9 protein-coding genes and 2 pseudogenes are annotated in these 23,873 nt (G+C 65.3%); 8 read left to right on the top strand and 3 right to left on the bottom strand.

Features of this window, described 5'->3' with window-relative positions; all coding sequences use genetic code 11:
• Positions 1-336 carry a UxaA family hydrolase gene (locus AC1RRC_RS02275; RefSeq protein WP_493053620.1) on the bottom strand — a complete coding sequence of 112 codons (336 nt, stop codon included), beginning with the start codon at positions 334-336 and terminating at the stop codon, positions 1-3.
• 298 nt (positions 337-634) lie between these two features.
• Between AC1RRC_RS02275 and ftsZ the strand changes: the two are divergent.
• From ftsZ to AC1RRC_RS02260, 3 genes and pseudogenes are all read left to right on the top strand, one after another.
• Positions 635-1,663, top strand: a pseudogene (gene ftsZ, locus AC1RRC_RS02270) (cell division protein FtsZ); the annotation flags it as partial.
• A 243-nt stretch (positions 1,664-1,906) separates the two neighbouring features.
• On the top strand, positions 1,907-4,711 hold the full coding sequence (locus AC1RRC_RS02265) for a TonB-dependent receptor domain-containing protein (protein ID WP_493053619.1): 2,805 nt from the start codon (positions 1,907-1,909) through the stop codon (positions 4,709-4,711).
• Between the two features lie 14 nt (positions 4,712-4,725).
• The gene (locus AC1RRC_RS02260; protein ID WP_493053618.1) at positions 4,726-6,828 is read left to right on the top strand and encodes a prolyl oligopeptidase family serine peptidase; all 2,103 of its coding nucleotides are present in this window, start codon (positions 4,726-4,728) and stop codon (positions 6,826-6,828) included.
• A 145-nt stretch (positions 6,829-6,973) separates the two neighbouring features.
• Here the strand turns inward: AC1RRC_RS02260 and AC1RRC_RS02255 are convergent, their stop codons facing one another.
• Positions 6,974-8,530 (bottom strand): hypothetical protein, encoded by a 1,557-nt coding sequence (locus AC1RRC_RS02255; RefSeq protein ID WP_493053617.1) that lies wholly within the window; start codon positions 8,528-8,530, stop codon positions 6,974-6,976.
• Between the two features lie 77 nt (positions 8,531-8,607).
• A complete protein-coding gene (locus AC1RRC_RS02250; protein ID WP_493053616.1) occupies positions 8,608-9,087 on the bottom strand; it encodes a helix-turn-helix domain-containing protein in 480 nt (159 codons plus the stop codon).
• A gap of 710 nt (positions 9,088-9,797) precedes the next feature.
• On the opposite strand from AC1RRC_RS02250, the pseudogene AC1RRC_RS02245 reads away from it, so the two are divergent.
• The 5 genes and pseudogenes from AC1RRC_RS02245 to AC1RRC_RS02225 form a co-directional block, all read left to right on the top strand.
• Positions 9,798-16,592 (top strand): annotated as a pseudogene (locus AC1RRC_RS02245) (SDR family NAD(P)-dependent oxidoreductase); the annotation flags it as partial.
• Positions 16,593-16,823: 231 nt separating this feature from the next.
• The gene (locus tag AC1RRC_RS02240; protein WP_493053615.1) at positions 16,824-21,416 is read left to right on the top strand and encodes a type I polyketide synthase; all 4,593 of its coding nucleotides are present in this window, start codon (positions 16,824-16,826) and stop codon (positions 21,414-21,416) included.
• 20 nt (positions 21,417-21,436) lie between these two features.
• Complete coding sequence (locus AC1RRC_RS02235) at positions 21,437-21,739, top strand: hypothetical protein (protein ID WP_493053614.1); 303 nt, start codon at positions 21,437-21,439, stop codon at positions 21,737-21,739.
• Positions 21,736-22,572 (top strand): alpha/beta fold hydrolase, encoded by an 837-nt coding sequence (locus tag AC1RRC_RS02230; RefSeq protein WP_493053613.1) that lies wholly within the window; start codon positions 21,736-21,738, stop codon positions 22,570-22,572. The genes AC1RRC_RS02235 and AC1RRC_RS02230 overlap by 4 nt, the downstream gene beginning before the upstream one ends.
• Positions 22,573-22,574: 2 nt before the next feature.
• On the top strand, positions 22,575-23,873 hold the full coding sequence (locus AC1RRC_RS02225; protein WP_493053612.1) for a glycosyltransferase: 1,299 nt from the start codon (positions 22,575-22,577) through the stop codon (positions 23,871-23,873).

Here is a 23,873-nt window from a genome sequence, read left to right as displayed (position 1 = left end):
TCAGTGGGTGCGTCCGATGAAGGCATGGGCGTCCGGGCCCAGCGTATAGGTGGGAATATAGTCACTGGCCAGGTTGTGCGTGTGCAGCATCGCGCCGCGCGCGACCGCCGCCGTGGCGGTGCCGATCACCGCGCCATAGCGCAGCACCTTGTCGCCCTGGCGCAGCGCACTGCGGGCCACCTTGTAGCCAAGCGGAATGGTTTCAGCCAGGACGACCGTCACGCCGTCGATCGCCAGCGCCTCGCCGGCGTCCAGGGTGGTGCGGGCGATCAGGCAGTTGTCTTCAGGCGACATCAACAACAGGCGTGGCGCCCCGGGCGCCGGAGTGGTTGGCATGGATGGTCCTTTGCTCAAATCAGTGTTGTACGTAATTTATTTAATACCATACATTTTTTCAGCCAAAAGCGGAAGATATTTCCACGCCTTTACGAAAAAAAAATGCCGCCCTGGCGAAAAACAGCCATGGCTGGCCGCAATTGCACGCAATATTACAAATGCTTTCGAATGAAACTTTTATGCGCTGTATCGTGCGCGCCTCAGCAAGTAGGCTAACGGACTCGGCATTGGCCAGTACTGCTGACGGCCGCTGGACGGCACGGCTGGCCGGGCGCAATTCCATCGAAAGGAGTCCTTCTTGTCAGACCTTAAACATACCCCACCGGCGACGGTCATCAAAGTCATCGGCATCGGCGGCGCCGGCGGCAACGCTGTCAACCATATGGCGGCCTCCGGGCTGTCCCCCTTCGAATTTATCTGCGCCAACACGGACGCGCAGGCGCTGTCGCATACCCGCGCCGAAAAGCGGATCCAGCTTGGCGAAAGCGGCCTTGGCGCCGGCAGCGACCCGATTGCCGGCCGAGAAAACGCCCTGCGCGAACGCACCATCATTGCCGACGCCCTCAAGGGCGCGAATATGGTGTTCCTCACGGCCGGCATGGGTGGCGGCACCGGCACCGGCGCGGCGCCCGTGGTCGCCGAAGTGGCCCGCGAAATGGGCATCCTGACGGTCGGCGTGGTATCAAAGCCCTTCGAATTCGAAGGCCCGCGGCGCATGCGGGTCGCCGAGGAAGGCATTGCGCTGCTGGCGAAAAGTGTCGACTCGCTCGTCATCGTCCTCAATAGCCGCCTCGAGGAAGTATTGGGCGACGACATCACGCAAAAGCAGGCGTTCGCCGCCGCCGACGAGGTATTGAGCAAGGCGGTTTCCGGTATCACGGAAATCATCACCGTTCCTGGCATGATCAACGTCGACTTCGAAGACGTCCGCACCGTCATGCGCCAGACCGGCATCGCGATGATGGGCTCGGCCCAACACGAAGGGAGCGACCGCGCCGTCAAGGCGGCCGAGGAAGCCATCGCCTGCCCGCTGCTCGATGGCTCCAACCTGCACGCCGCGCGCGGCTTGCTGGTCAACATCACCGCATCCGAGGAGACGCTGAAACTGCGCGAGACCAAGCAGGTGATGAACGTCATCTGCGCGCAGGTCAGCGACGACGCCATCATCAAGTTCGGCGCGGTCTTCGACGATGCGCTGGGTGACGCCATGCGTGTGACCGTGGTCGCCACCGGATTGAACCGGCCCGGCGACCTCGCTGCGGGTGCCAGGCGATCGGCGATATCGCGCTTGACGCCGGGCGGCAACCTTGGGCCGGGATCGAATCAGGTTCGGGGCGGCGCACTGCGGGAGCTTGCGCCACAAACGGTCCTGCGCCAGGGCGCTTCCTAGACGGTTGTCTACACAACGTCGGCCTGTCGGGTGCGGCACGCACCCGCCCGCCTTGCAGCGGTGTGCCGATTTCATCGTGAAAGTACCGAAAAACCCTCAAGACAGTAACCACCTTCCAAAATTATCCTTGCGACAACATGTAGAGCGAGCAAATCGCCCATGAAGAACAAGGAGACAGTCGTGAAACACAGCAGTAAATTGCAGTACACCGTCCTGGTCGCATCGCTGGTTGCAGCCTTTCCCGGTATCGCCCTGGCGCAGGCTGCGGACGACAAGAACGTCCAGCGTGTCACCGTAACGGGCTCGAATCTCAAGCGCGTGGACCAGGAAACGGCGTCCCCGGTCCAGGTCCTGTCGCGCCAGGAGATCGAGCAAAGCGGCGCGCAGACTGTCGCGCAAATCATGAATAACCTGACCAGCAACGATCGCGGCGCGATCAGCGACCTGGGCGGGACAAACTCCTGGGCCAGCGGCGCCACCGGCGTCTCCCTGCGCAACCTCGGCACGGGCGCGACGCTGGTCCTGCTCAACGGCCGGCGCCTGTCTTCCTATGGCTTCGCCGACGGGCTGAAGTCCAACTTCGTCAACATCGACTCCATCCCCAGCGACGTCATCGAGCGCGTCGAGATCCTCAAGGACGGCGCATCCGCGATCTATGGTTCCGACGCGGTGGCTGGTGTGATCAACATCATCACGCGCAAGAATTTCCGCGGCATCGGCGTCAAAGCCTCGGCCCAGCAATCGGTGAAACACTCGTTCCTCGACCGCGAACACAAGGCTTCGATCATCGGCGGCGCCGGTGACTTCGAGGCGGACGGCTATAACGCCTTCGCGCATCTTGAACTGTATTCGCGCGGGAAATTCACCGATCGCCAGATCCGTCCGCTGCTGCCGGACTGGCTTATCCGCATGAACCCCGACCGTGACGCGACCTCCACCGGCTCTGTGCCCGGCAACTATGTCGGCCGCTACCCCGCCAACTACCGCGATCCGTCGCTGGCCGGGAAATCGATCAATGTCGCGGCGCCTGGCTGCGCACCGGAGAACCTGAAAGGCGGCTTGTGCTTCTATGACTATTGGCAAGACAGCCTGGCCCGCGCACCGGCGGAACGCGCCACGTTCCTGGGCTCGGGACGGCTCAAGCTGGCCGGCGGGATGACCGCCTACGGCGAACTGCAACTGGCAAAAACGCGCAACAACTACAACACGGCGCCACCGCGCAGCAACGTCAATGGCGTTCCGCAGTCCTGGTATGACTCGATCAGCGGCAAGATGCAGTACTTTACCGATCCGCAATTGCCGGTGGGCCACCCGAACAATCCCTATGACTTCCCTATCGGCCTCAATTACCGCTTCGCCGACGACCGCGACATGTTCAAGAATGTCGGCTCGTCGGAACAGTTCCGCGCGCTGGCCGGACTCCAGGGCGCGAACCTGGGCTGGGAGTGGGATGGCGCGATCGGGCATATGGGTTCCAAGGCCCGCCAGCAGCAGCACTTGTACCGGGACCGTTACGGTTACTATGACGCCATCGTCAGCGGCGCCTACAAGTTCGGCCAGACCAATGACCGCCAGTTGCTGGAAAAGATGTTCCCGGAAATGGGTTCGCACGGCGAATACCGTCAAACCTTCCTGGACTTCAAGGCGAACCGCGAACTGTTCATGCTGGGCGGCGGTCCGCTCCAGGTCGCGACCGGCGTCGACCTGCGGCACGAAACTTTCGAGCATATGAGCAGCGACAACGTGCTGGCGGCGCGCATCGTCGGTTTCAGCGGCGTGAAAATCGATGGCTCGCGCACGGTCGCGGCGGCCTTCGCCGAGCTCGCGGCCCCGTTCACCAAACAACTGGAAGCCAGCCTTGCGGTGCGTGGCGACAAGGTGATCGGCCAGGCCGGCGCCGTCGTACCCAAGCTCGGGCTGCGCTATACCGTGAATGACCAGCTGATGGTGCGCGGCACCGCCTCCCAGGGCTTCCGCGCCCCGAGCCTGCCGGAAACCGGCAATGGCGGCGCCTCCTGGTTCAACAACAACTACACCGACCCCAAGCGCTGCGCGGCCGCCACGCAACTCCGGGATATCTTAAAAACCGGCAACGCGGCGGACAAGAACCTGGCCCTCACCGCCTACGCGCTGGGCTGCACGGTCAGCTTCCCGTCGTCGATCACGCCGAATCCCGGCCTGAAGCCCGAATACACCAACAGCTTCACGGCGGGCCTGGTGCTCCAGCCGATCCGCGCGCTCAGTCTGACCATCGACTATTACAACATCAAGCGCCGTGACGAGATCGCCGTCAAGGATGTCGACCAGATCCTCGCCAACGAAGACAGGTCGGCCGGACTGGTGCAGCGCGACGCGCTGACCGCGCAAGACCTGGACATCGCTCGCAGGGCCTTCGAACTGTCCGGCAAAACCATCGCCTTCCCGACCGGCCCGATCAGTACTATCGCGATGCAGTACGAGAACTATGGCAAATCCCGTGTCTCCGGACTCGATATCGACGTCAAGGGCCGCTGGAACCTGGGCGATCCGGGGACGCTCAACCTGGGCCTGGAATACAACCACCAGTTCGAATACCAGCAATGGAACAGCTTCGACAACACCTACACCGAGAACTATGTCGGCTATCGCGGCACCCCGCGCGCGCGCGCGGTCGCCAAGATGTCGTGGGAACGGGGGCCGATCGTGGCCGGCCTGCGTGCGAACTTTACCGATGGCACCCGACTCGCCTGGGGTAAGCTCGATACCACCAGCAGTATCGAAGGCTGCGCAGACCGGGGCGTGAGCAAGGACGAGTGCCGCATTGCTTCGGACACGACGGTCGACCTGTGGACCCGCTACACCTTCCGCCCCGGCACCACCGTGTCGGCGAACGTGTTCAATCTCCTGGACCGCAAGGAACCGGCCAAACTGTACCCTTCAATCCCGGCAACCGCCATGCCGCTGCGCACGCGCACCTTGATGGTGACAGTCGAGCACAAGTTCTGATGGGAGTGCGCAACATGACACCAATCAGGGCACGAAGCCTTGCAACGGCAGCCGCGCTGCTATTCTGCGCCAGTGCGCATGCGGAGGCCCCGGCGCCCGCGCCGGAAGCCGATCCTTATCTGTGGCTCGAGGAAGTGAGCTCCGAGCGGGCGCTGGACTGGGTCCGGCAGTGGAACGACCGCACCACCAGCCAACTGGGTACGCTGCCGGGCATGCAGCAGACCACGGACGCGATCCGCGAAGTCGTCGACTCGCGCGAGCGGATTCCTTTCGTCGAAAAGCAAGGGAAGTACGTCTACAACTTCTGGAAAGACGCCGGGCGCCCGCGCGGCGTCCTGCGGCGCACCACGCTCGAACGCTACATGAGCGACGCGCCGCAGTGGGAAGTGGTGCTGGACGTCGACCGCCTGGCGCGCGAAGAGAAAGAGAACTGGGTATGGCACGGCATGGACTGCCTCAAGCCGCACGCCGAGCGCTGCCTGTTCTCGCTCACCCGGGGCGGCGGGGATGCGCACGTGGTGCGCGAGTTCGACACTGGCAGCCTGAGCTTTGTCGCGGGAGGCTTTACCCTTCCCGAAGCGAAGAGCGACGTGAACTGGGTCAGCCGCGATCGTTTGCTGGTGGCCACTGATTTCGGTCCCGGATCGCTCACGAGCTCGGGATACCCCCGCATCGTCAAGGAATGGAAACGGGGAACGCCATTGCAGGCGGCGAAGCTGGTGTTCGAAGGGCAGCAGGCCGATATCAGCGCCGCCGGATACGCTGACCAGTATCCGGGAGTCAACCGCGAGTTTATCCTGAGGTCGACCTCGTTCTTCACCAACGAGCTGTACTACCGCCATGGCGGGAAGCTGGTCAAGCTGGACAAGCCGAACAGTGCGACCGCCTTCACCTTCCAGGACCAGCTCCTGATCCGCCTGCGCGGGGACTGGAAGGTCGGCAACCGTCAATACCTGCAAGGCTCGCTGTTGTCGATCGCCTTTTCCGGCTTCATGGCGGGCAAGCGCGATTTCACGGTCCTGTACCAGCCCGACGCCACCCGCTCGCTGCAATCGGTCACCACGACCAAAAGCGCCGTCCTGTTGAACGAACTGGTCAACGTGCGCAGCCAGGTGCACGAGTGGCGCCAGCAGAAAGGCAAATGGGAACGCCGCACGGTGGCGACACCGGCATTCGCCAACGTGTCGGTCTCGCCGCTCGACTACCTGGAATCGGACCGCTACTTCGTGGTGCTGAACGACTTCCTCACCCCGACCTCGCTGCACCTGGGGGAAGTCGGCAGCGACCAGCGGCGGCAGTTGAAATCGCAGCCGTCGTTCTTCGACGCCTCAAACCTCAAGGTGGAACAGCACTTTGCTGTCGCCCGCGACGGGACGCGGATTCCGTATTTCGCCGTGATGCGCAAGGACGTCACATTCGACGGCAACAACCCGACCCTGCTGTACGGGTATGGCGGCTTCGAGATTTCCATGAAACCGTCGTACAACGCCACCGTCGGCCGGGCCTGGCTGGATAAAGGCGGCGTCTACGTGCTGTCGAACATCCGTGGCGGCGGCGAGTTCGGGCCACGCTGGCACGAAGCCGCCCTGAAGGAAAAGCGCCAAGTCTCGTACGACGATTTTATCTCGGTTGCCGAGGATTTGATCGCCAGAAAAATCACGTCGCCGCAACACCTCGGCATCATGGGCGGCAGCCTGGGCGGCATGCTGGTTTCCGTCGCCGCGCTGCAGCGCCCCGACCTGTTCAACGCGGTCGTCAGCCAGGTGCCGCTGGCCGACATGAAGCGCTACCACCACATGCTGGCCGGCGCATCGTGGAAGGACGAGTATGGCGACCCGGACCGTCCGGAAGAATGGGATTACATCTCACGCTATTCGCCTTACCACCTGCTCGACAAAAGCCGATCGTACCCGCCGGTGTTTTTCACCAGTTCGACCCGGGACGACCGCGTGCACCCGGCCCATGCGCGCAAGATGGTGGCCCGCATGAAGGAACAGGGGCATCCGGTCTTGTATTGGGAAAACATGGATGGCGGGCATGGCGGAGCGGTGAACGGGGAACAGCAGGCCCGTCTTTATGGGATGGTTTATAGCTTCCTGTGGGATCGGTTGAAGTAGGCTGGTTGACTGCCGCGCAGGGGAAAGTCTCGTCCCTGCGCGGCGCTGATACCGAATTGAGCCAGCCCGCTCGAAATATTTAACCCGCCCGCTTACACGGCAAATGTAGAACCAGTGCGGAAAGTAATTGGGCGAGACTTGGTGCTCACCGAGAATACCGCACCGGCTCCCACGTCGCACCGCCATCTTCACTGGCAATCAACCCATCAAGCGTATCCGTTGCAACAATCCGCTGCTCTCCGGAAAACACAAAGTTGAAGGAATACGGTTTAAATAGATACGGCCAATAGGGGCGCTCCTGCTTGTATGCCAATTCCCAATTCTTGCCACCGTCGGTCGTGCGGAACAGGCCGGTCTCATGGGTATTAAAGCCGGTCAACTTGTTACGATAGTGCGGCAGCGGCAGGGTGCGCGCCAATTCGGAGTCTTGCCATGTTTTACCCGCATCACGGCTTTCCCACGTGCTTACCCACAGGCCGGTCTTATTGCAGCGGCAGCGGATCACGTCATCACCGGATACCGTCGCTTGCATAATTGCGCCGGGCAGTTCGAATTCCGACCGGTCATAGCTGCGCGTGTCGAGCCGGTAGGAAGGCGTCCCCGGCACTAGCACCAACAAGCGATTACCGTCATCGCTGGGATGAATTTCCGGAGCGGCAATACCGCCCTTCATCAGGGATTGCTCATACTTATCGCTCCAGAGCCGCCGCCACGGTCCCCCGAGCGGACCCGCGTAGACACCGAGTACACCTTTTTGAGCGACAAACGCCAGCAATTCCGCCTCCTTGCCTTTGTACAGACCGTAGATCAGGCCATCTGGGAGGTTGAGCTTGACGTCTCGCCATGACCGGCCGCCATCCAGCGTCTCACGTGCCTCGCCAAAATCGCCCGTCACGACCCAGTGCACCGCGTTCAACGGCAACATTGCATTAATGCGCGAATTCAGCCCTGTGTTGATGGTGCGGGCACGTGCGGGCCACGTCACCTCGCGTAAGCTGCCTGATAGGTTATGGAATAGCACAGAACCCTGCGGCAGTACCGCGCCATGCAGGTAGCCGCTGGTGAAGTCCTGGGCCGCCCGGTACGCTGCTTCGCTGCGCTTGAAACTGCCGGTGTCACCACTAAGCGGCAAGCTCGCGAAACTTGGATAATAGGTCTGCAGCCATACACGGAAATTGTCGCTGTCGGTGACAGGCCGTGAGATCAAGCCAGTCTGTTTGTTACCAAAATTGGCATAAATCAAGTTACCAAGGTAGCTGATTTTCCCTTGCTCAACTTTAAAGGTCGGTCCGCTACCGTTAAAGCGGACGGTCGACGTCAAACAAACTACGCCGCAACTCTCACTGGAAAACACGTCAATTTGATAATCGCCCTCCGGCAGTGCACCAAAATACGTTGCGGAACCGGTAGCACCAAGATTACTGAGGGAAACGCTGTACAGCTTACTGCCGCCGTCCGCATCCTTCCCTTTCACTGTCACCTGGTTCCAGAATGCAAAAAATTGGCTTACGTTGGGCCCACTGATCGTCAGCCTGAACGCCACCGCGCCATAGTTGGGCGCAATTTGTTCCTGGGACGTCGCAGTAGGACGAATGGTTGCCTGCTGACTAGCGCATCCGGCTAGCAGGGCCAGCACCAGCGCCGCAAAAAAAGATTTTATCAAATCTTGTCTTTTATTTAAATATGTCATTAATACAAACATTACTTGGTCAAATGCTACGGATATTGGGGGCATTATTAAAACATAACTGTGTCAAGGCGTGAACAGCAGGCCCTGCTTTATGACCAAACCGTTCTGCATACTTTCCATTGTTTCGCCCACTGGCTGAGGTTTTTCATGATTTTCTTCGCGGGCACGTCGGGCGTGGCCGCCTCGGCGACGGCTTTCACCACGACCGGCAACGGCGTCTCATCGAGCAAGGCCATTAAGTGAGGCTGGAACTGTTCCGGCGCCTGGCCGGAACGCAGCATCATTGAGAGCATCTCCGGCGTCATCACCTCCCGGTAGCTGGCGCTGATGCTGCGCGCGGCGACTGCCAGCGCGCTTTTAAGGCCAGACGGTTGCACGGTCTCCATGTCCAGGCCAAGAATGTCCATAACTGCCTTCAACTTAGTGTAGCCGAGGTCCTTCAGCGTGCCGTTCTCCAACTGGTTGATCGTCACGCGAGACAGACCGGCGAATTTGGCGACATGCGATTGCAGCAAGCCAGCCTGGATACGTTTGCTGTGGATTTCGCCGCCGATTTGGGCCAGATTCATTGTTTAGCTCAATTAATGTTAAGTATATTTAACATTCTAGCGCGAACGCTTCATTTTCCAAGGCAATGTGATTCCGGTAGGCAAACGCCCCCGCCAAACGCATGCCGCAACGCCGGCAGCCCCGCCCATTGTGCCGATTTAACACCTTTTCCCATGCAAAAAGATCAAGACTGACGCCAGCCCGCCACCCATACTGTCCCGCTAAAAATTATGTAGTACGGATAAAGAATCAAAAAGTGGTATGGCAGCAAATGGTCTTGGCGCCGGTGCGGCCTGGACATTGAAAGTGCGGCAGACAGCGGGTTTGGGAGAGAGCCGCGCTGTTGCAGTCGAGTATCGCACACGTGGTTTCACAAGAAATAAACCTACAATCTGAACCGCAAGGAACTACAAGCATGAAAACTGAGGCTGGTTTGCCCGACACCCTGAACAGTGTCTTGATCGTGTCGCCCTTCGAGACGCCCGACTACCGTCTGGTGGCCGACGCCATGCGCGCGGGCGCTTTTGCCTTCCTCGACGTCGGGCGCGACTGGCCGCAGGCACTCGCCGCGATCGAGCGGGTCCAGGCGGCGGCGCCGGGCAGCTTCGGCCTGCGACTGCCCGAAGGGGTGCGCCTGGCCGAGACGGCGCTGGCGCCACTGCGCGAGCGCGTCAAGGTGCTGATGCACGCCGCGCCGTCCGAGTTCCAGGCGCTGCCCGGCTTCTTCCACCTGGTGCAGGTGGTGTCGCTTGAGGAGGCGCTGGAAGCGCAGCGCCTCGGGGCCGACGGCCTGATCCTCAAGGGTGCCGAGAGCGGCGGCCGGGTCGGCGCCTTCAACAGTTTCATCTTGTTGCAGCAGGTCCATGGCCGCCTGGCGCTGCCGTTCTGGGTCCAGGGCGGCATGGGGCCGCACGGCGCGGCGGCGACGGTGCTGGCTGGCGCCCAAGGCGTACTGTACGACGCGCAACTGGCGCTGATGCCGGCGGCGCGAAACAATCCCGCGCTGCACCCGCTGTTCAGAGCGATCAATGGTTCCGAGACGGCTGTCGCCGGCGGCTACCGCTTCCTGCGCCACAAGCTGCTGCCCGACGTCCCCGACGAAACCAGCCGGGAACAGGTGCTGGCGCGGATGAAAAGCGCCGCCGCACCGCTGCTGGCCGGCGAGGACCTGGCGCTGGCCCAATTGTTCCACTCGCTCTACGGCGACGTGGCCGCGCTGGTGCACGCGACCGACGAGGCCATCGCCGGCCACCTGCGCCAGGCCAGCCGCGCGCCGCTGTTCGGCGCCGACGCCCCGTTCGCCCAACAGCATGGCTTGCGCTATCCACTGGTGCAGGGACCGATGGCGCAAGTGTCGGACCGCCCCGGCTTCGCGGCTGCGGTGGCCGAGGCCGGCGCCATGCCGTCGATCGCGCTGGCCGTGCTCTCGCCTGAGCGGGCCCGCCCAATCCTGGAGCAGACCCGCGAGCGCCTCGACGGCAAGCCCTGGTGCGTCGGCCTGCTGGGTTTCCTGCCGCCCGAACTGTACAAGGCGCAGGCCGAACTGGTGCTGGCCATGGCGCCGTCCCATGTGATCCTGGCCGGCGGCCGGCCCGATCAGGCCAAGGCGTTCGAGCAGCAAGGCATCGCGGTCTTCCTGCACTGCCCCACCACCGGCCTGTTTGAGCGTTTCCTGGCCAGCGGCGCGCGCCGCTTCGTGTTCGAAGGGCGCGAGTGCGGCGGCCATGTCGGACCGCTGTCGTCGATGACCTTGTGGGAGGGGCAGATTACGCGCGCGCTGGAATTCGACCATTGCGGCGAATTGTCTCTGCTGTTTGCCGGCGGCCTGCACGACCGCCTGTCCGGCGCGCTGCTGGCCGCCATGTGCGCGCCGCTAGCGGCGCGGGGCGCCAGGATCGGCATTTCGATGGGAACGGCGTATCTGTTTACAGAGGAAGCGGTGCGCGAAGGCGCAATCCTGGCGGCCTACCAGGAACTGGCCGTGGCCAGCAGCGAAACCGCGCTGGTGCAGACCCGGCCGGGCCACGTCACGCGCTGCCTGCGCACGCCGTATGTCGACTTCCTGGAACAGGAACGCCTGCGGCTGCGCGACGAAGGCAAGAACCGCGACGAAATCTTCCTGGCGCTCGAACAATTGAACGCCGGCCATTTGCGCATCGCCTCCAAGGGCAGCAAGCGGATCGACGGAGTCGCCACCGCGGTCGACGCCGACACGCAGCTGAACGAGGGCATGTACATGATCGGCGACGTCGCCTGCCTGCGCCAGCAAGTACTCAGCATCGCCGGCCTGCACCAGGAACTGGCGGCCAGCGCGGAGCTGCTGCGCGAATACCGCGATGACCGCGCACCGGCGCGCGCGGCGCATGCGGCGCGGCGTGGTTCGCCCTGCGACATCGCCATCGTCGGCATGGCTGGCATCTTCCCCGGCGCGCTGACGGCCCAGGAATTCTGGGCCAATATCATCGAGGGCAAGGACAGCGTGGTGGAAGTGCCCGACGGGCGCTGGAGCCAGGAGCTGTATTACGATCCGAAATCGTCCGGCGCGCGCGGCGAAAAAACCAATTCGAAATGGGGCGGCTTCGTGCCGGACTTCCATTTCGACCCGGCCCTGTTCGGCATCCCGCCGCAAAGCTTGGGTTCGATCGACCCGGCCCAGATCGCCGGCCTGCTGGTGGCCTACCAGGCCTTGCAGGACGCCGGCTATCTCGAGCGGCCTTTCAACCGCGAACGCACTTCGGTCATCTTCGGCATCGAACCGGGCGCCGATATCTCCGGCGCCTATGGCCTGCGCATCATGTTGCCGCAATTGCTCGATGAACCGGCGCTCGGTGAAGCGCTGGCCGGCTTGCCGCGCCTGACGGAAGACAGTTTTTCCGGCGTGCTGGGCAATGTCGTGTCAGGCCGGATCAGCAACCGGCTTGATCTCGGCGGCCAGAACTTCACCGTCGATGCCGCCTGCGCCTCGTCGCTGGCGGCGATCGACGCGGCGATCAAGGAATTGCGCTACGGCGAAAGCGACCTGGCCATCGCCGGCGGCGTCGATTTCCATAACGGCATCCATGACTACCTGATGTTTTCCAGCACCCACGCGCTGTCATCCAGTGGCAAGTGCCGCAGTTTTTCCGAGACGGCCGACGGCATCGCGCTGGGCGAAGGCGCCGGCGCCGTGGTGCTCAAGCGCTACGAAGACGCGTTGTGCGATGGCGACCATGTCTACGCGGTGATTCGTGGCATCGGCGGCGCCAGCGACGGCAAGTCGCTGGGCCTGACCGCGCCGCGCCGGCAAGGGCAGCAACGGGCGCTCAACCGCGCCTACCGGCGCGCCGGCATCTCGCCGGCCGAAGTCGGCCTGATGGAGGCGCATGGCACCGGCACGGTGGTGGGCGACCGCACCGAACTGGCGTCGATGGAAACCGTGTTTTCCAGCGCCGGCAGCGCCCCCGCCGCCTGCGCCCTGGGCTCGGTCAAGACCCAGATCGGCCACACCAAGTGCGCCGCCGGCATCGCCAGCCTGATCAAATCCGCCTACGCGGTTGAACAGGGCCTGCTGCCGCCCACCCTGCATGTGGAGCAGCCCAACGCGTACTACCGGCCGGAACACAGTGCCTTTTATTTCCCCGCCCGCACCATGCCCTGGCTCGAGCAGGAGCGCAAGGCCGGCGTCAGCGCGTTCGGGTTCGGCGGCACCAATTACCACTTGGTGATCGACCGTGGCGATGCCGGCCGCGCCGCCGCCATCCCGGCCGCGCCACAGGTCTGGCCGTGCGAACTGCTGCTGTTCCGTGGCCACAGCGTTGATCAGGCCCGCCACCAGGTCGCGCGCCTGCAGGCCTGGCTGGCCGGCGGCCACCAGGAACGCCTGTGCGACATCGCCTACAGCCACCACCTGGGCAACGAGGGCGAGGGCCCGGTGCGGCTGGCGGTAGTCGCCTCCAGCGTGGCCGAACTCGGCGTCCGGCTGGCGCGCGCGGCCCAGGGCCAGGCCGACCCGCTCGGCGTCCACGTGGGTGCCGGCCTGCCATTGGAGGGTCAGCTGGCCTTCCTGTTCCCTGGCCAGGGCAGCCAGTTCATCGGCATGGGCGCCGACCTGTTCACCTACTTCCCGGCCACCCGCACGCACCTGTCCGGCGAGCAGGCGCTGTGCGCGGCAATCTATCCGCCCAGCGCCTTGTCGGAGCAGCAGCGCGCCGCGCAGGAAGCCGCGCTGACCGACACCCGCATGGCGCAGCCGGCGCTCGCCGCCGTCAGCCTGGCGGCGGCGCAGGTGTTGCGTTCGCTCGGCATCGAGGCCAGCCAACTGGCCGGCCACAGTTTCGGCGAGCTGAGTGCTTTGTGCCACGCTGGCAGCATCGGGGCCGGCACGCTGGTGGAAATCAGCCGCCAGCGCGCCGACAGCATCCTGGCCAGTCTTGACGGCGCGGAGCGCGGCGCCATGCTGGCGGTCGAGGGCGACGCGGCGCTGGTAGCTACGGTGCTCGGCGAGTTGGGAGAACTCGACATCGCCAACCTGAACGCGCCGCGCCAGACCGTGCTGGCGGGCCCCACTGAAGCGATCGCGGCGGCCCAGCAAAAGTTCAAGCAGGGCGGCGTGCGCGCGCGCATCCTGCCGGTCGCCTGCGCCTTCCATAGCCGCGCCCTGGGCGGGGCGTCCGCGCACTTCGGCGCCTACCTGCGCCGGTTGCCGCTGGCACCCACACCTTCGGCAACAAAGGTCTGGTCGAACCAGCACGCCGTGCCTTACCCGGACGGCATGGACGCCGATACGCTGGCCGATTCCCTGGGGCGGCAAATCGCCGCGCCCGTGCGTTTCGAGGCCATGATCCGCGCCATGCACGAGCAAGGCGTGCGCACCTTTGTCGAAGTTGGCGCGGGTGGCGCCCTGTGTTCGCTGGTGAACAATATCCTCGATGGCGCGCCGGTGCAGGCACTGCCGCTGCTGTTGCGCGATGCGCCGCCGCTCAAAGGGCTGATGAACACGCTGGCGCGGCTGGCCGCCCTGGGTGCGCCGCTGGCGCCGGCGGCGCTGTACGCCAACCGGCGCCTGCGCCGGCTCGACCTGGCGCATCCGGCACCGCTGGCGGCCACCATGTGGAGTGTCAATGGCCAGCACGCCCGACCGCTGCATGGGAAGCTGCCTGCGCACGCCTACGATCCCGCGCTGGGCAAGAAACTGGCGCTGGCGCCGGCGATTGCCCAGCCCGTGCTGCTCGACGACGGCGCGCGCGCGGCGGTGATGCGCAGTTATTTCGACAGCGTCAGTCACTTCGTCCAGCAGCAGCGCGATGTCATGCTGGGCTACCTGGGGGCGGCGCCGGCGCCGCTGGCCATGCCAATGCCGGCCGCCATCAGCGGCGGCGCGCAGCTGGCGGTGGCGGCCCCGCCGCCGGCCGCCCTGCCGGTTGCGGCCGTATCTGCCATCTCTGCTGTATCTGCCACACCTGCAGCACCCGCCAAACCCGCCGCACCGTTGGCGGACCGCGCGGCGATCGAGCGCAAACTCCGGGCACTGATTTGCGAACGCACCGGCTATCCCGAGGAAATGATCGAGCTCGATCTCGACCTCGAGGCCGATCTCGGCATCGACTCGATCAAGCGTGTGGAACTGCTGTCGGAGATTGGCAAGGACTTGGGCGTGGCCGATGCCGGCGCGCCCGATCAACTGGGCGACGATGCGGCGCAGTTCCTCGAAGAAGTTTCCAAGATCAAGACGCTGCGCGGCATCAGCGTCTGGCTGGCCGACTATGTGGGGCGGAGCGCGGTACCGAATGCGTCGGAGTCGGTGCCAGCGACGATGGCGACGCCTGAACTGGCCGCGCCCGTGGCCTATGACCGGGGCGCCATCGAAGCCAGGCTCAAGGCCCTGATTTGCGCCCGCACCGGCTATCCGGAAGAAATGATCGAAGCCGATCTCGATCTGGAGGCCGACCTCGGGATCGATTCGATCAAGCGGGTCGAATTGCTGTCCGAAATCGGCAAGGAACTCGGCCTGGCCGGCACCGGCGCGCCCGACGAACTGGGCGACGACGCCGCGCAATTCCTGGAAGAAGTTTCCAAAATCAAGACCCTGCGCGGCATCAGCGCCTGGCTGGCCGACTACAGCCAGCCCAAGCAGGTGCCGGCGGCGGGACAGGAGCCGACGCAAGAATCGGGACAACAGCCGGTGCAACACGCGGCGCAGCACACGGTACAACATGCGGAGCAACAGCCAGTGGCGCCCTCCCCGGCACCGCCCACCCCGGCCGTGCCGCTCAGGGTGCTCGAGGTCCTGTATTCGGCGCAGCCGCTGCAGCCTGCGGCGCCAGCGCGACTGGCTGGCAAGACCATTCATTGCGTCGGCGCGCCGCCGGCGCTGTACGATGCGCTGCGCCGGGCACTGGACGCGCTCGGCGCCCGGCTGGAACCACTGGAACGCGATGCGCTCCAGACCGGACTGCAACTGGACACCAACGGCATCCTGTACTTCAACCGCGATGACGATCCCTACCAAGACGTACTGGGCTTGTTCCATGCCTTGCGCGCCTGCGATGCACGCGCCATCGACACGGTGATGACGATCCAGATGGACCCGTCGCCGCTGCGCCATGCGGATGGCGGCTACCATGCGCCTTCGTGCGGCAGCGGCGCCAGCGGCATGCTGGTGAGCCTGCGCTGGGAATGGCCGAAGGTGCCAATGATCCGTCCGCTGATCCTGCACGACGCGGCGGGGCTCGATAGCGAGGCGCTGGCCGGACGCGTGCTCAGCGAAATCCTCAGCCAGCCCGAGATACTGGCCCAGCCGGTCGCGTATTGCGACGGCGTCCGGCATGTGCGCAAGGCGTTGCCGCGCCCGCCGTACGTGAGCTCGACCGAAGCGCTGCAACTGGCGCCGGAAGCGGTGGTGGTGATCGTCGGCGGAGCCAAGGGCATTACCAGCTGGTTCGCTTCGGCATTTGCCGAACGATACCGCTGCCGGCTGGTGCTGCTGGGGCGCTCGCCGCTGCCAGCCGGCGCCGAGCCCTTCCCCGGTGTCGACACGGCGCCCGCGCTGCGCCAGGCATTGCTGGCGCGGCAGGACGGCGCCATGCGCGCCAGGGACATCGAGGCGACGGTGAGCGCCATCCTGGCCGACAAGCAGATGCGCCGCACAATGGAGGAGCTCGACGGCTTCGGCGGCGAGATCCTGTACCTGCAGGCCGACGTCACCGAGCCGGCCCAGGTCGACGCCGCCTTGGGCGAGGTGATGGCGCGCTACCAGCGCATCGATGGCGTGCTGTTTGGCGCCGGCATCCTGGACGACCGCTTCATCAAGGACAAGCAGGAAGCTTCGCTGGCGCGGGTCTACCACACCAAGGCCAGCGGCGTGGAAAACGTGCTCGACAGCCTGGGCCGCCTGACCGAACCGACCTTCGTGGTGTTCTTCTCGAGCATTTCGGCCACCCTGGGCAACCGTGGCCAGACCGACTATTCCGCCGCCAACGCCTACCTCGACAAGCGCGCCATGGCGTTGAACGCCAGCCGCAGCGGCCACTACCTGTCGGTCAACTGGGGGCCGTGGGAAGGCGCCGGCATGATCGACGAAACGCTTCAAAAGCACCTGGAGGGAATGGGCATCTACGCCATCAGCCGCCGCCAGGGGGTCGATTTCCTGTTCGACGAACTGGGCGCCGGAAAGCGGTCCAGCCGCCTGATCGCCACCTGCGTCAAGGACGAAGCCCTGTTCTGGAACGAGGAAGTCGCATGAGCCACCAGACACAGACATACGCACGGGGGCGCCGCCATGGGATTTAAAGTCGCCATCATCGGCATGTCGTGCCGCTTCCCGCAGGCGCCGGACCTGGCCACGTTCTGGAACAACATCCAGGGCGGCGTCGACGCCATCAGCGCCTATCCGATGGCGCAGCGCTGGGGCAAACAGGGCAACTATTACACGCCGGGCAGCGCGCCCGGCCTGGAGCAGACGTACTGCGGCCGCGCCGGCGTGGTGGCGGACCTGACCTTCGATCCGCTCGAATACGGCATCGTGCCGCGCGAAGTGGATGAAGCCGAGGCCGACCAGTTCATCATGCTCGACCTGGCCCGCAGCGCGCTGGCCGACGCCGGCATCAATCGCAGCGGGCGCGAGAAACCGGCGCTGCCGGTGGGCGTGATCCTGGGGCGCACCATGCCGATCGGACCGGTGACGATGCGCTTCCTCGACCGCATCAAGCTGCTGCCGCAGTTGCGCCAGGGCTTGCGTGACAGTTTTCCGGGGCTGGACCAGGCCCAGCTCGACGCCTTCGCCGAGCGCTTCGTGGCCGAGCGCAAGGCTGGTTTCGACAACAGCCTGACGCGCAACCTGGTGCCGGGTTTTGCCGCTTCCCGCCTGGCCAACCGGCTCAACCTGTGCGGTCCCAGCTACATCCTCGACGCCGCCTGCGCGTCGTCGCTGGTGGCGATTGAAAACGCCATCATGCAGCTGCAACTGGGGCACTGCGACGTGATGCTGGCCGGCGGCGTGCACGTGCCGCTGACCCAGGGTTACTGGTCGATGTTCACCAATATCGGCGCGCTGTCGCGGCAGGAACAGATCCGTCCCTTCGACCGCGGCGCCGACGGCCTGTTGTTGGGCGAAGGCGCCGGCCTGGTGGTGCTCAAGCCGCTCGCAAAGGCACTGGCCCACGGCGACCGCATCCACGCCGTGATCGAAGGCGTCGCCAGCCGCAGCGACGGCCGCGCGGAAAGCCTGCTGGCGCCGTGCTCGGACGGCCAGGTCCAGGCATTCGATGCCGCCTGGCGCAGCGCCGGCATCGATCCGGGCCGCGCCGGCTACATCGAATGCCATGGCACCGGCATGCCGCGCGGCGACGAGGTGGAAAGCGGCTCGCTGCTGCGATTCTTCGGACCGCACATGCAGGGGCGGCACGTGGCGCTGGGATCGGTCAAGTCGATGATCGGCCATACGCTGGGCGCGGCCGGCATCGCCAGCGTCATCAAGACCGCCTGCGCGCTGAGGGATGGCGTGCTGCCGCCTTCGCTGCACTGCCGCGAACTGCGGGCCGACCTGGCCGCGCAGGGCTTCCACGTGCCACGCCACAGCACGCCGTGGGCCGACGGCGCGGGGCGGGTGGCCGGCGTGAGCGCCTTCGGTTTTGGCGGCATCAATGCCCACCTGGTCATGAGCGCGCCGCCCGCGCCGGCGCGGGTGAGCGTGCCGGTCGGGCTGGACCTGCGGCAGTTGGCCACGCGGGAAACCGTGCTGGCGCTGGCGCGGCCCGATCCGGCCAGCCTGCTGGCGGACCTCGATAGCGGCGCGTTGCATCCGGGCGCCGGGCCGTGCCGGCTGGTGCTGTTCGCGCCCTCCCCTGAACGGCTGGCCAAGGCCAGACGCATCGTCGCGCGCGGGCTGCCCTGGCGCGGCAAGCAGGATATTTTCTTCACGCCCGAGGGCCTGCTCGGCGCGGGCGGCAAGCTGGCCTTCCTGTTTCCCGGCCTGGGCAACCAGGTCAACCCCGATTTCCGCGAGCTGGCGCAGCGCTTCGGCCTCGACCTCACGCAGCTGTCGGCCAAGGGCGACGACGCCCTGGTCAGCAGCAGCCTGCAGACGGTGTTTTCCGCCAATACCCTGTACCACGTGTTCGGCGCGCTCGGCATCGCGCCCGATGCCATTGCCGGCCACTCGCTGGGCGAGTGGATCGCCTGCGTGTCGAGCGGCATGATCGGCGCGGCGCAGCTGGAAATCCTGGTCGAGCGCCTGCTGGCCCTGCAGGACGGCGTGATGGGCAAGGGCTACTTCCTGGTGGCGGTCTGGGGCGGCGCCGAACACGTGCGCGAACTGCTTGCCGGCATCGACGGCGTCGCCGTCGCGGTCGACAACTGCCCCGGCCATTGCGTCATCTGCGGCAGCGCGACCGCGCTGGAGACAGCCCGGCAGCGCCTGCGCGCGCAAGGACTGTTGTCGGTCGACATGGGGGTCGAGGCGGCGTCCCATACGCCGTACATCCGCGCAGGATTACAAAGCATCCGCCCGCTGGTGGAGCAGATCGTGCTGTCCGAACCGGCCATGCCGATCTGGTCCTCGAGCCTGGCCGGGCCTTATCCGCAGGCCGCCGCCGAGGTCAAGGAAGTCATCATCGACAACATGGCCACGCCGGTGCGCTTCCGCGAGCTGGTCACACGGCTGCACCAGGACGGCTTCCGCGTCTTCCTGCAGGTCGGCAATGCCGGCTTGAGCGGCTTTGTCGCCGACACCCTCAAGGGCGGCGAATACATGACGCTCGACGCCAGCAGCGCCGACAAGAGCAGCGAACAGATGTTGCGGCGCGCGGCGGCCGGCCTGTACGCCGAAGGCAAAGCCATCGATTTCAAGCGTTTCGGGCTGTGCCTGCAGGAGCAGTCCGAAGCAACCGCCCCGGCGCCGGCGCTGGCGCCAGCGCCGCCGCATCGCACCGCGCCGATGTCGCTTGACGGGAACCTCAATGAACTGCATGTCATGCCCGCACTGTCGTTCCTGGCGGGTCCGGCGGTAGCGCCAGCGGCGCCGCCTGCCGGATTGCTGCCGGCCGGCGCGCAAAGCTGCGCGGCACTGCATGCACACAGCATGGACGTGTTCCAGCGCGCGCAACACGACGTCCTGGCGGCCTTTGGCGCGGTTGCGAGCCGGTCCTCGGTGGTCGCGCCAGGGCCTGCGCCAGCAACTGCAACCGCGTCTGGGTCGGCGTCTGGGTCTGCAACTGCAACTGCATCTGCGTCGGCGTCGGCGTCTGCATTTGCATCTGCGTCTGCATCTGCATCGGTGTCTGCGTCAACGCGCGCACCGGCCCACGCCGAGGCGGCGAGCGAGCCACCGCTCGACCCACATGCGGTGGTCCATCGCCAGACCATCGAGATCGATCATGCGCGCTACCCGGAGCTGTACGATCACGAGATTTACCAGTCCCATGCGGGCAGACCGATCGCCGAGCGCTCGGCCGTGGTGCCGATGACGATGATGATCGAACTGGCGTGCGCGGTGGTGTCGGACTATTTGCCGGGCTACAGCATCAGCGCCGTCCACAAGGCATTTTCCTTCCGTTTCGTGGAAGTGCGCGGCCCGCTCGCGCTGGAGGCGCGCCTCTACCGCAAGGAGCACAACCAGTATGCGGTGGTGGTCGAAGACCGCTTTTCCTGCCAGGTGGAGGTGGCCGAGCGCCTGCCGGTGGCGCCGGCGCCGGCAGGCGCCGGGCGCAAGATGGACGCCGGCCATGTGCCGCCCTTCCCTTTGCAGCTCGAGCACATTTATCGGGACCGCTGGCTATTCCACGGACCGCTGTACCAGGGCATCAAGCAGCTGGGGCCAATGGACACCAGCGGCATGACCGGCGAGGTGGCCGCCGCCGGCGGCTTGGGCGCGCTGGTCGACAGCGCCTTCCAGGTCGCAGGCGTATGGTTCTGCTCGCACTACGATGTGGACAATGTGGTGTTGCCGCTGAAGGTGGGCAAGCTCGAGTTCTTCGCGCCGCTGGCGGCGCTGCGCGATCCGTCGGAGCGTTATGACTGCCATGTCTTCACGCGCCGTATCAGCGAAACCGAGTTTGTCTATGACCTCGAGCTGAGCCGCGACGGACACGTGCAGGTGCGGGTGAGCGAGTTCACCGGCCGCCGCTTCAGCGGCGATCCCTCGCTGTTCGCGATCTTCCGCACACCCGAGCGCCTGAACGCGATCAGTGAACAACTGGAGGACGGCCTGTTCGTCTTCGACCTGGCGTTCCGCTCCAACTGGACCAGGGTAATGCTGACCAAGAGCTACCTGACCGGGAGCGAAACCGCCCGGGTCGACGGCAGCAAGACCATGGGGCAGCGCAACGCGATATTGCGCGGCATGGTGGCGGCGAAGGATGGCCTCAAGCAGTGGCTGGCGCGGCACCGCGGCGTCGACACGCTGTTCCCGTCGGAGATCGAGATCGGCCACGACGAGCATGGCGCGCCGCTCGGCATCGTGGCCGGGCATGCGGCGCCGCTGGCGCTGTCGATCAGCCACAAGCCCGATATCGCGGCCGTCATCGTCGGTGGCACGCGGCGCGTCGGCATCGACGTCGAGTGCATCGAGACGCGCGGCGAAGCCTTCGAGCGGCTCAATTATGACGCCGACGAGATCGCGTTTTTCGCGGCGCAGCCGGACGCCGAGCGGGCCTTCTGGCAGACCCTGTTCTGGACCGCGAAGGAAGCCTGGGGCAAATGCAACGGCCGTGGCCTGGCCGGCGCGCCGCGCCGGATCAGGGTGCGCGAGGTGCAAGGAAACGGCGCCGGATGGAGCGGACTGGTCGAAGGGACCGCGTTCAAGGCGCGCCGCCACAAGGACGGTCACGTGATCAGCTGGGTGCGCGAACAGCAGGAAGTGCAACACGAAGTATGACAATAACCAGGGAACAAACGATGTCAATCACAAAAGAACAGGCCATCCAGGCGATCCGCGACGCGGTCCACCAGGTCGTTGGCGAGGAATGGGCGCAGGAAATGGTGATCGATGGCGACACCACCTTGAGCGGGGGTTTGGAGCTCGACAGCATCGAGATCGCCAAGGTGATCGAAATCATGCTCAGGCGCTTTCCCGCGGTCGACTTCGAGTCCTGGTTCGGGCAGATGACCATGGAGCGGATCGTCGGCATGACGGTGGGCGATATCGCCGGATTCATCGCCGCCTCCATCGCCGAATCCCAGCCGGAGCGCGCGGCGTGACGGCCGGCGCGGCGCCCGAGCTCAATGCGGTTTCGCTGGGCGGGGCCAACCGGCGCACGATCCTGTTCGTGCACGGCATGGCCGGCACTGCCGGTCTGTGGGTGCTCGGCTATGCCTTCGCGCTGACGAAGGCGTATCACGTCGTAGCCTACGACCAGCGCGGCCACGGCTTGTCGCCGGCGCCGCCGGACGGCTACCGGCTGGCCGACCACGCCGACGATCTGGAACGGGTACGGCGCCGCCACACCGACGGTCCGGTGGTGGTGGTCGGCTACAGCTATGGCGGCCACATTGCCACGCAATGGGCGATGCGCTATCCGCAGTCGGCGGCGGGACTGGTGATCCTCGATACGCCGCCGCTGCCGGTGGCGGCGCACGACATCGATGCCATGCTCGACGGCGTGAGCGCGGTGCTGGGCGGCGATTTTTCTCCGAGCGGCGGATTCATCGATCCGATCAAGGAGCGCTTGCGCGGCGACATACAACGGCGCCGGCGCGCGCTCATGAACGTCAAGGCGCGCCTCGATGTCTTGAAGCAGACCAGCTTCCGGCAAGAGGTGCTGAGCGACCAGCCCTTCAGCGACACGGCATTCCAGGGCATCGCCTGCAAGACCGCCTTGATCTACTCGAGCCGCGCCGGGCACCATGACTACGCGCGCAAGCAGCAGGCGCTGGTCAACGACTGCGCGCTGGCCATCCTGGAAGGCGAACACGACTTCGTCATCCAGCGCGCCGATGCCGTCGCGGCGGCCCTGCAAGCGTTCCTGGCGGGACTGCCCGACGCGGCCTGGCATCGTGCGGCCGCGCCGGCGCTGTTTCCGGTGGAGCGCTAGCGATGGCGCGGATCGTTTGTGCGGCGCCGCCACTGTTCGGCCACATGACGCCCCTGGTGGCGCTGGCGGAGGGCTTGCGCGCGCGCGGCCACGAGGTGCTGGTGATCGACTATTTCAGCCGGCCGTTCTGGCTGCCCCCGGGCCTGCGGCGCGTCGCGGTGCCATCGGCTAACATCGAGCACGCGATCGGCGCCGTGGCCGAGGGCCGCCTGGTAACGGAAGCGCTGCAAGCCTTGCAACAGTTCTGCCTGGACGTCCATGCCGACACCTTGCGCCATTGCCGGGAGTTCGCGCCGGACTTGCTGTTGTTCGACCAGTTGCTGCCGCTGGCGCCGCTGCTGGCCGGTGAACTGTCTTGCCGCTTTGCTTACACGATCAGCTCGCCGCTGGAGTTCCTGCCAAAAGACGAACTGACGTCCTGCGTCAGCAAGGGCATGGCGGGCGCGTTCAACGCGCTGTTCGCCGAGCTGAGCGCGGAGTTATACGCCCGTTTGATGGGCAGCGTGCCAGGCGGCGCCGGTGCGCAGGCCTTGCCTGCGCATTATCTCTGCTTTGCCACGCCGGCCTTTTGCGCGGCGGCGCCGGGTGACCCGGGCGCGGCCTGCGCCAGCGGCGTCATGGGTGATACCGGCACCAACGGCATCATCGGTACCAACGGCACCACCGGCAACGTGCCGGTATCCTTTGTCGGTCCGGGCTTTGTGCGGCGCGAGCCAAGCGACGACGACGTGGCCCTGGCGGACCGGATTGCCCGATTCCAGGGCAAGAAATTCTTCGTTTCGCTGGGCTCGGTGTTGGCCGGCATGGAGCACAACCGCGCGGTGGCGTTGCGCATTTTCCGCAATATCGTGTTGTCCCACAACGAGGCGGACTGCCTGTTCCTGTTTTCGGCGCCGCCCGACTTGGTCAGCGAAGCGCTCGCCGACTTGCCGCTCGAGGCCACCATCCTTGGCAGGCCATTCGTCAACCAGTTCCATCTGATGGAGCAATTCGACCTGGTCTTTGCGCATGGCGGCTACAACACGGCCGCCGAGTGCCTGTATTGCGGTGTGCCGATGATTGCCTTTCCATTTGTGTTCGACCAGACCTGGGTCGCGCAGCGCCTCGAACAGCTCGGCGTGGGCGCGCGCGTATCGCGTGTGCGCCACAATCCGGCAATGTTGCGCGCGCACGCGGACCGCCTGCTGGCCGAGCCGGACGTGGGCGCGGCGCTGGCCGTCATGCAGCGCGACGTACGCCGTTTCGACGGGCCCGCGTGCGGCGCGCAGGTGATCGAGGCGCTGCTTGGCGGGCCACCATAA

The sequence above is a fragment of the Pseudoduganella sp. GW821-FHT12E03 genome, assembly GCF_058807115.1.
This window is presented reverse-complemented; position numbering and strand designations above follow the sequence as displayed.

Excerpts from the sequence above, each read along its gene's own strand:
- AC1RRC_RS02275 (WP_493053620.1), bottom strand. The coding sequence starts at position 336 with ATGCCAACCACTCCGGCGCCCGGGGCGCCACGCCTGTTGTTGATGTCG.
- AC1RRC_RS02260 (WP_493053618.1), top strand. The coding sequence starts at position 4,726 with ATGACACCAATCAGGGCACGAAGCCTTGCAACGGCAGCCGCGCTGCTA.
- AC1RRC_RS02255 (WP_493053617.1), bottom strand. The coding sequence starts at position 8,530 with ATGTTTGTATTAATGACATATTTAAATAAAAGACAAGATTTGATAAAA.
- AC1RRC_RS02250 (WP_493053616.1), bottom strand. The coding sequence starts at position 9,087 with ATGAATCTGGCCCAAATCGGCGGCGAAATCCACAGCAAACGTATCCAG.
- AC1RRC_RS02240 (WP_493053615.1), top strand. The coding sequence starts at position 16,824 with ATGGGATTTAAAGTCGCCATCATCGGCATGTCGTGCCGCTTCCCGCAG.
- AC1RRC_RS02235 (WP_493053614.1), top strand. The coding sequence starts at position 21,437 with ATGTCAATCACAAAAGAACAGGCCATCCAGGCGATCCGCGACGCGGTC.
- AC1RRC_RS02225 (WP_493053612.1), top strand. The coding sequence starts at position 22,575 with ATGGCGCGGATCGTTTGTGCGGCGCCGCCACTGTTCGGCCACATGACG.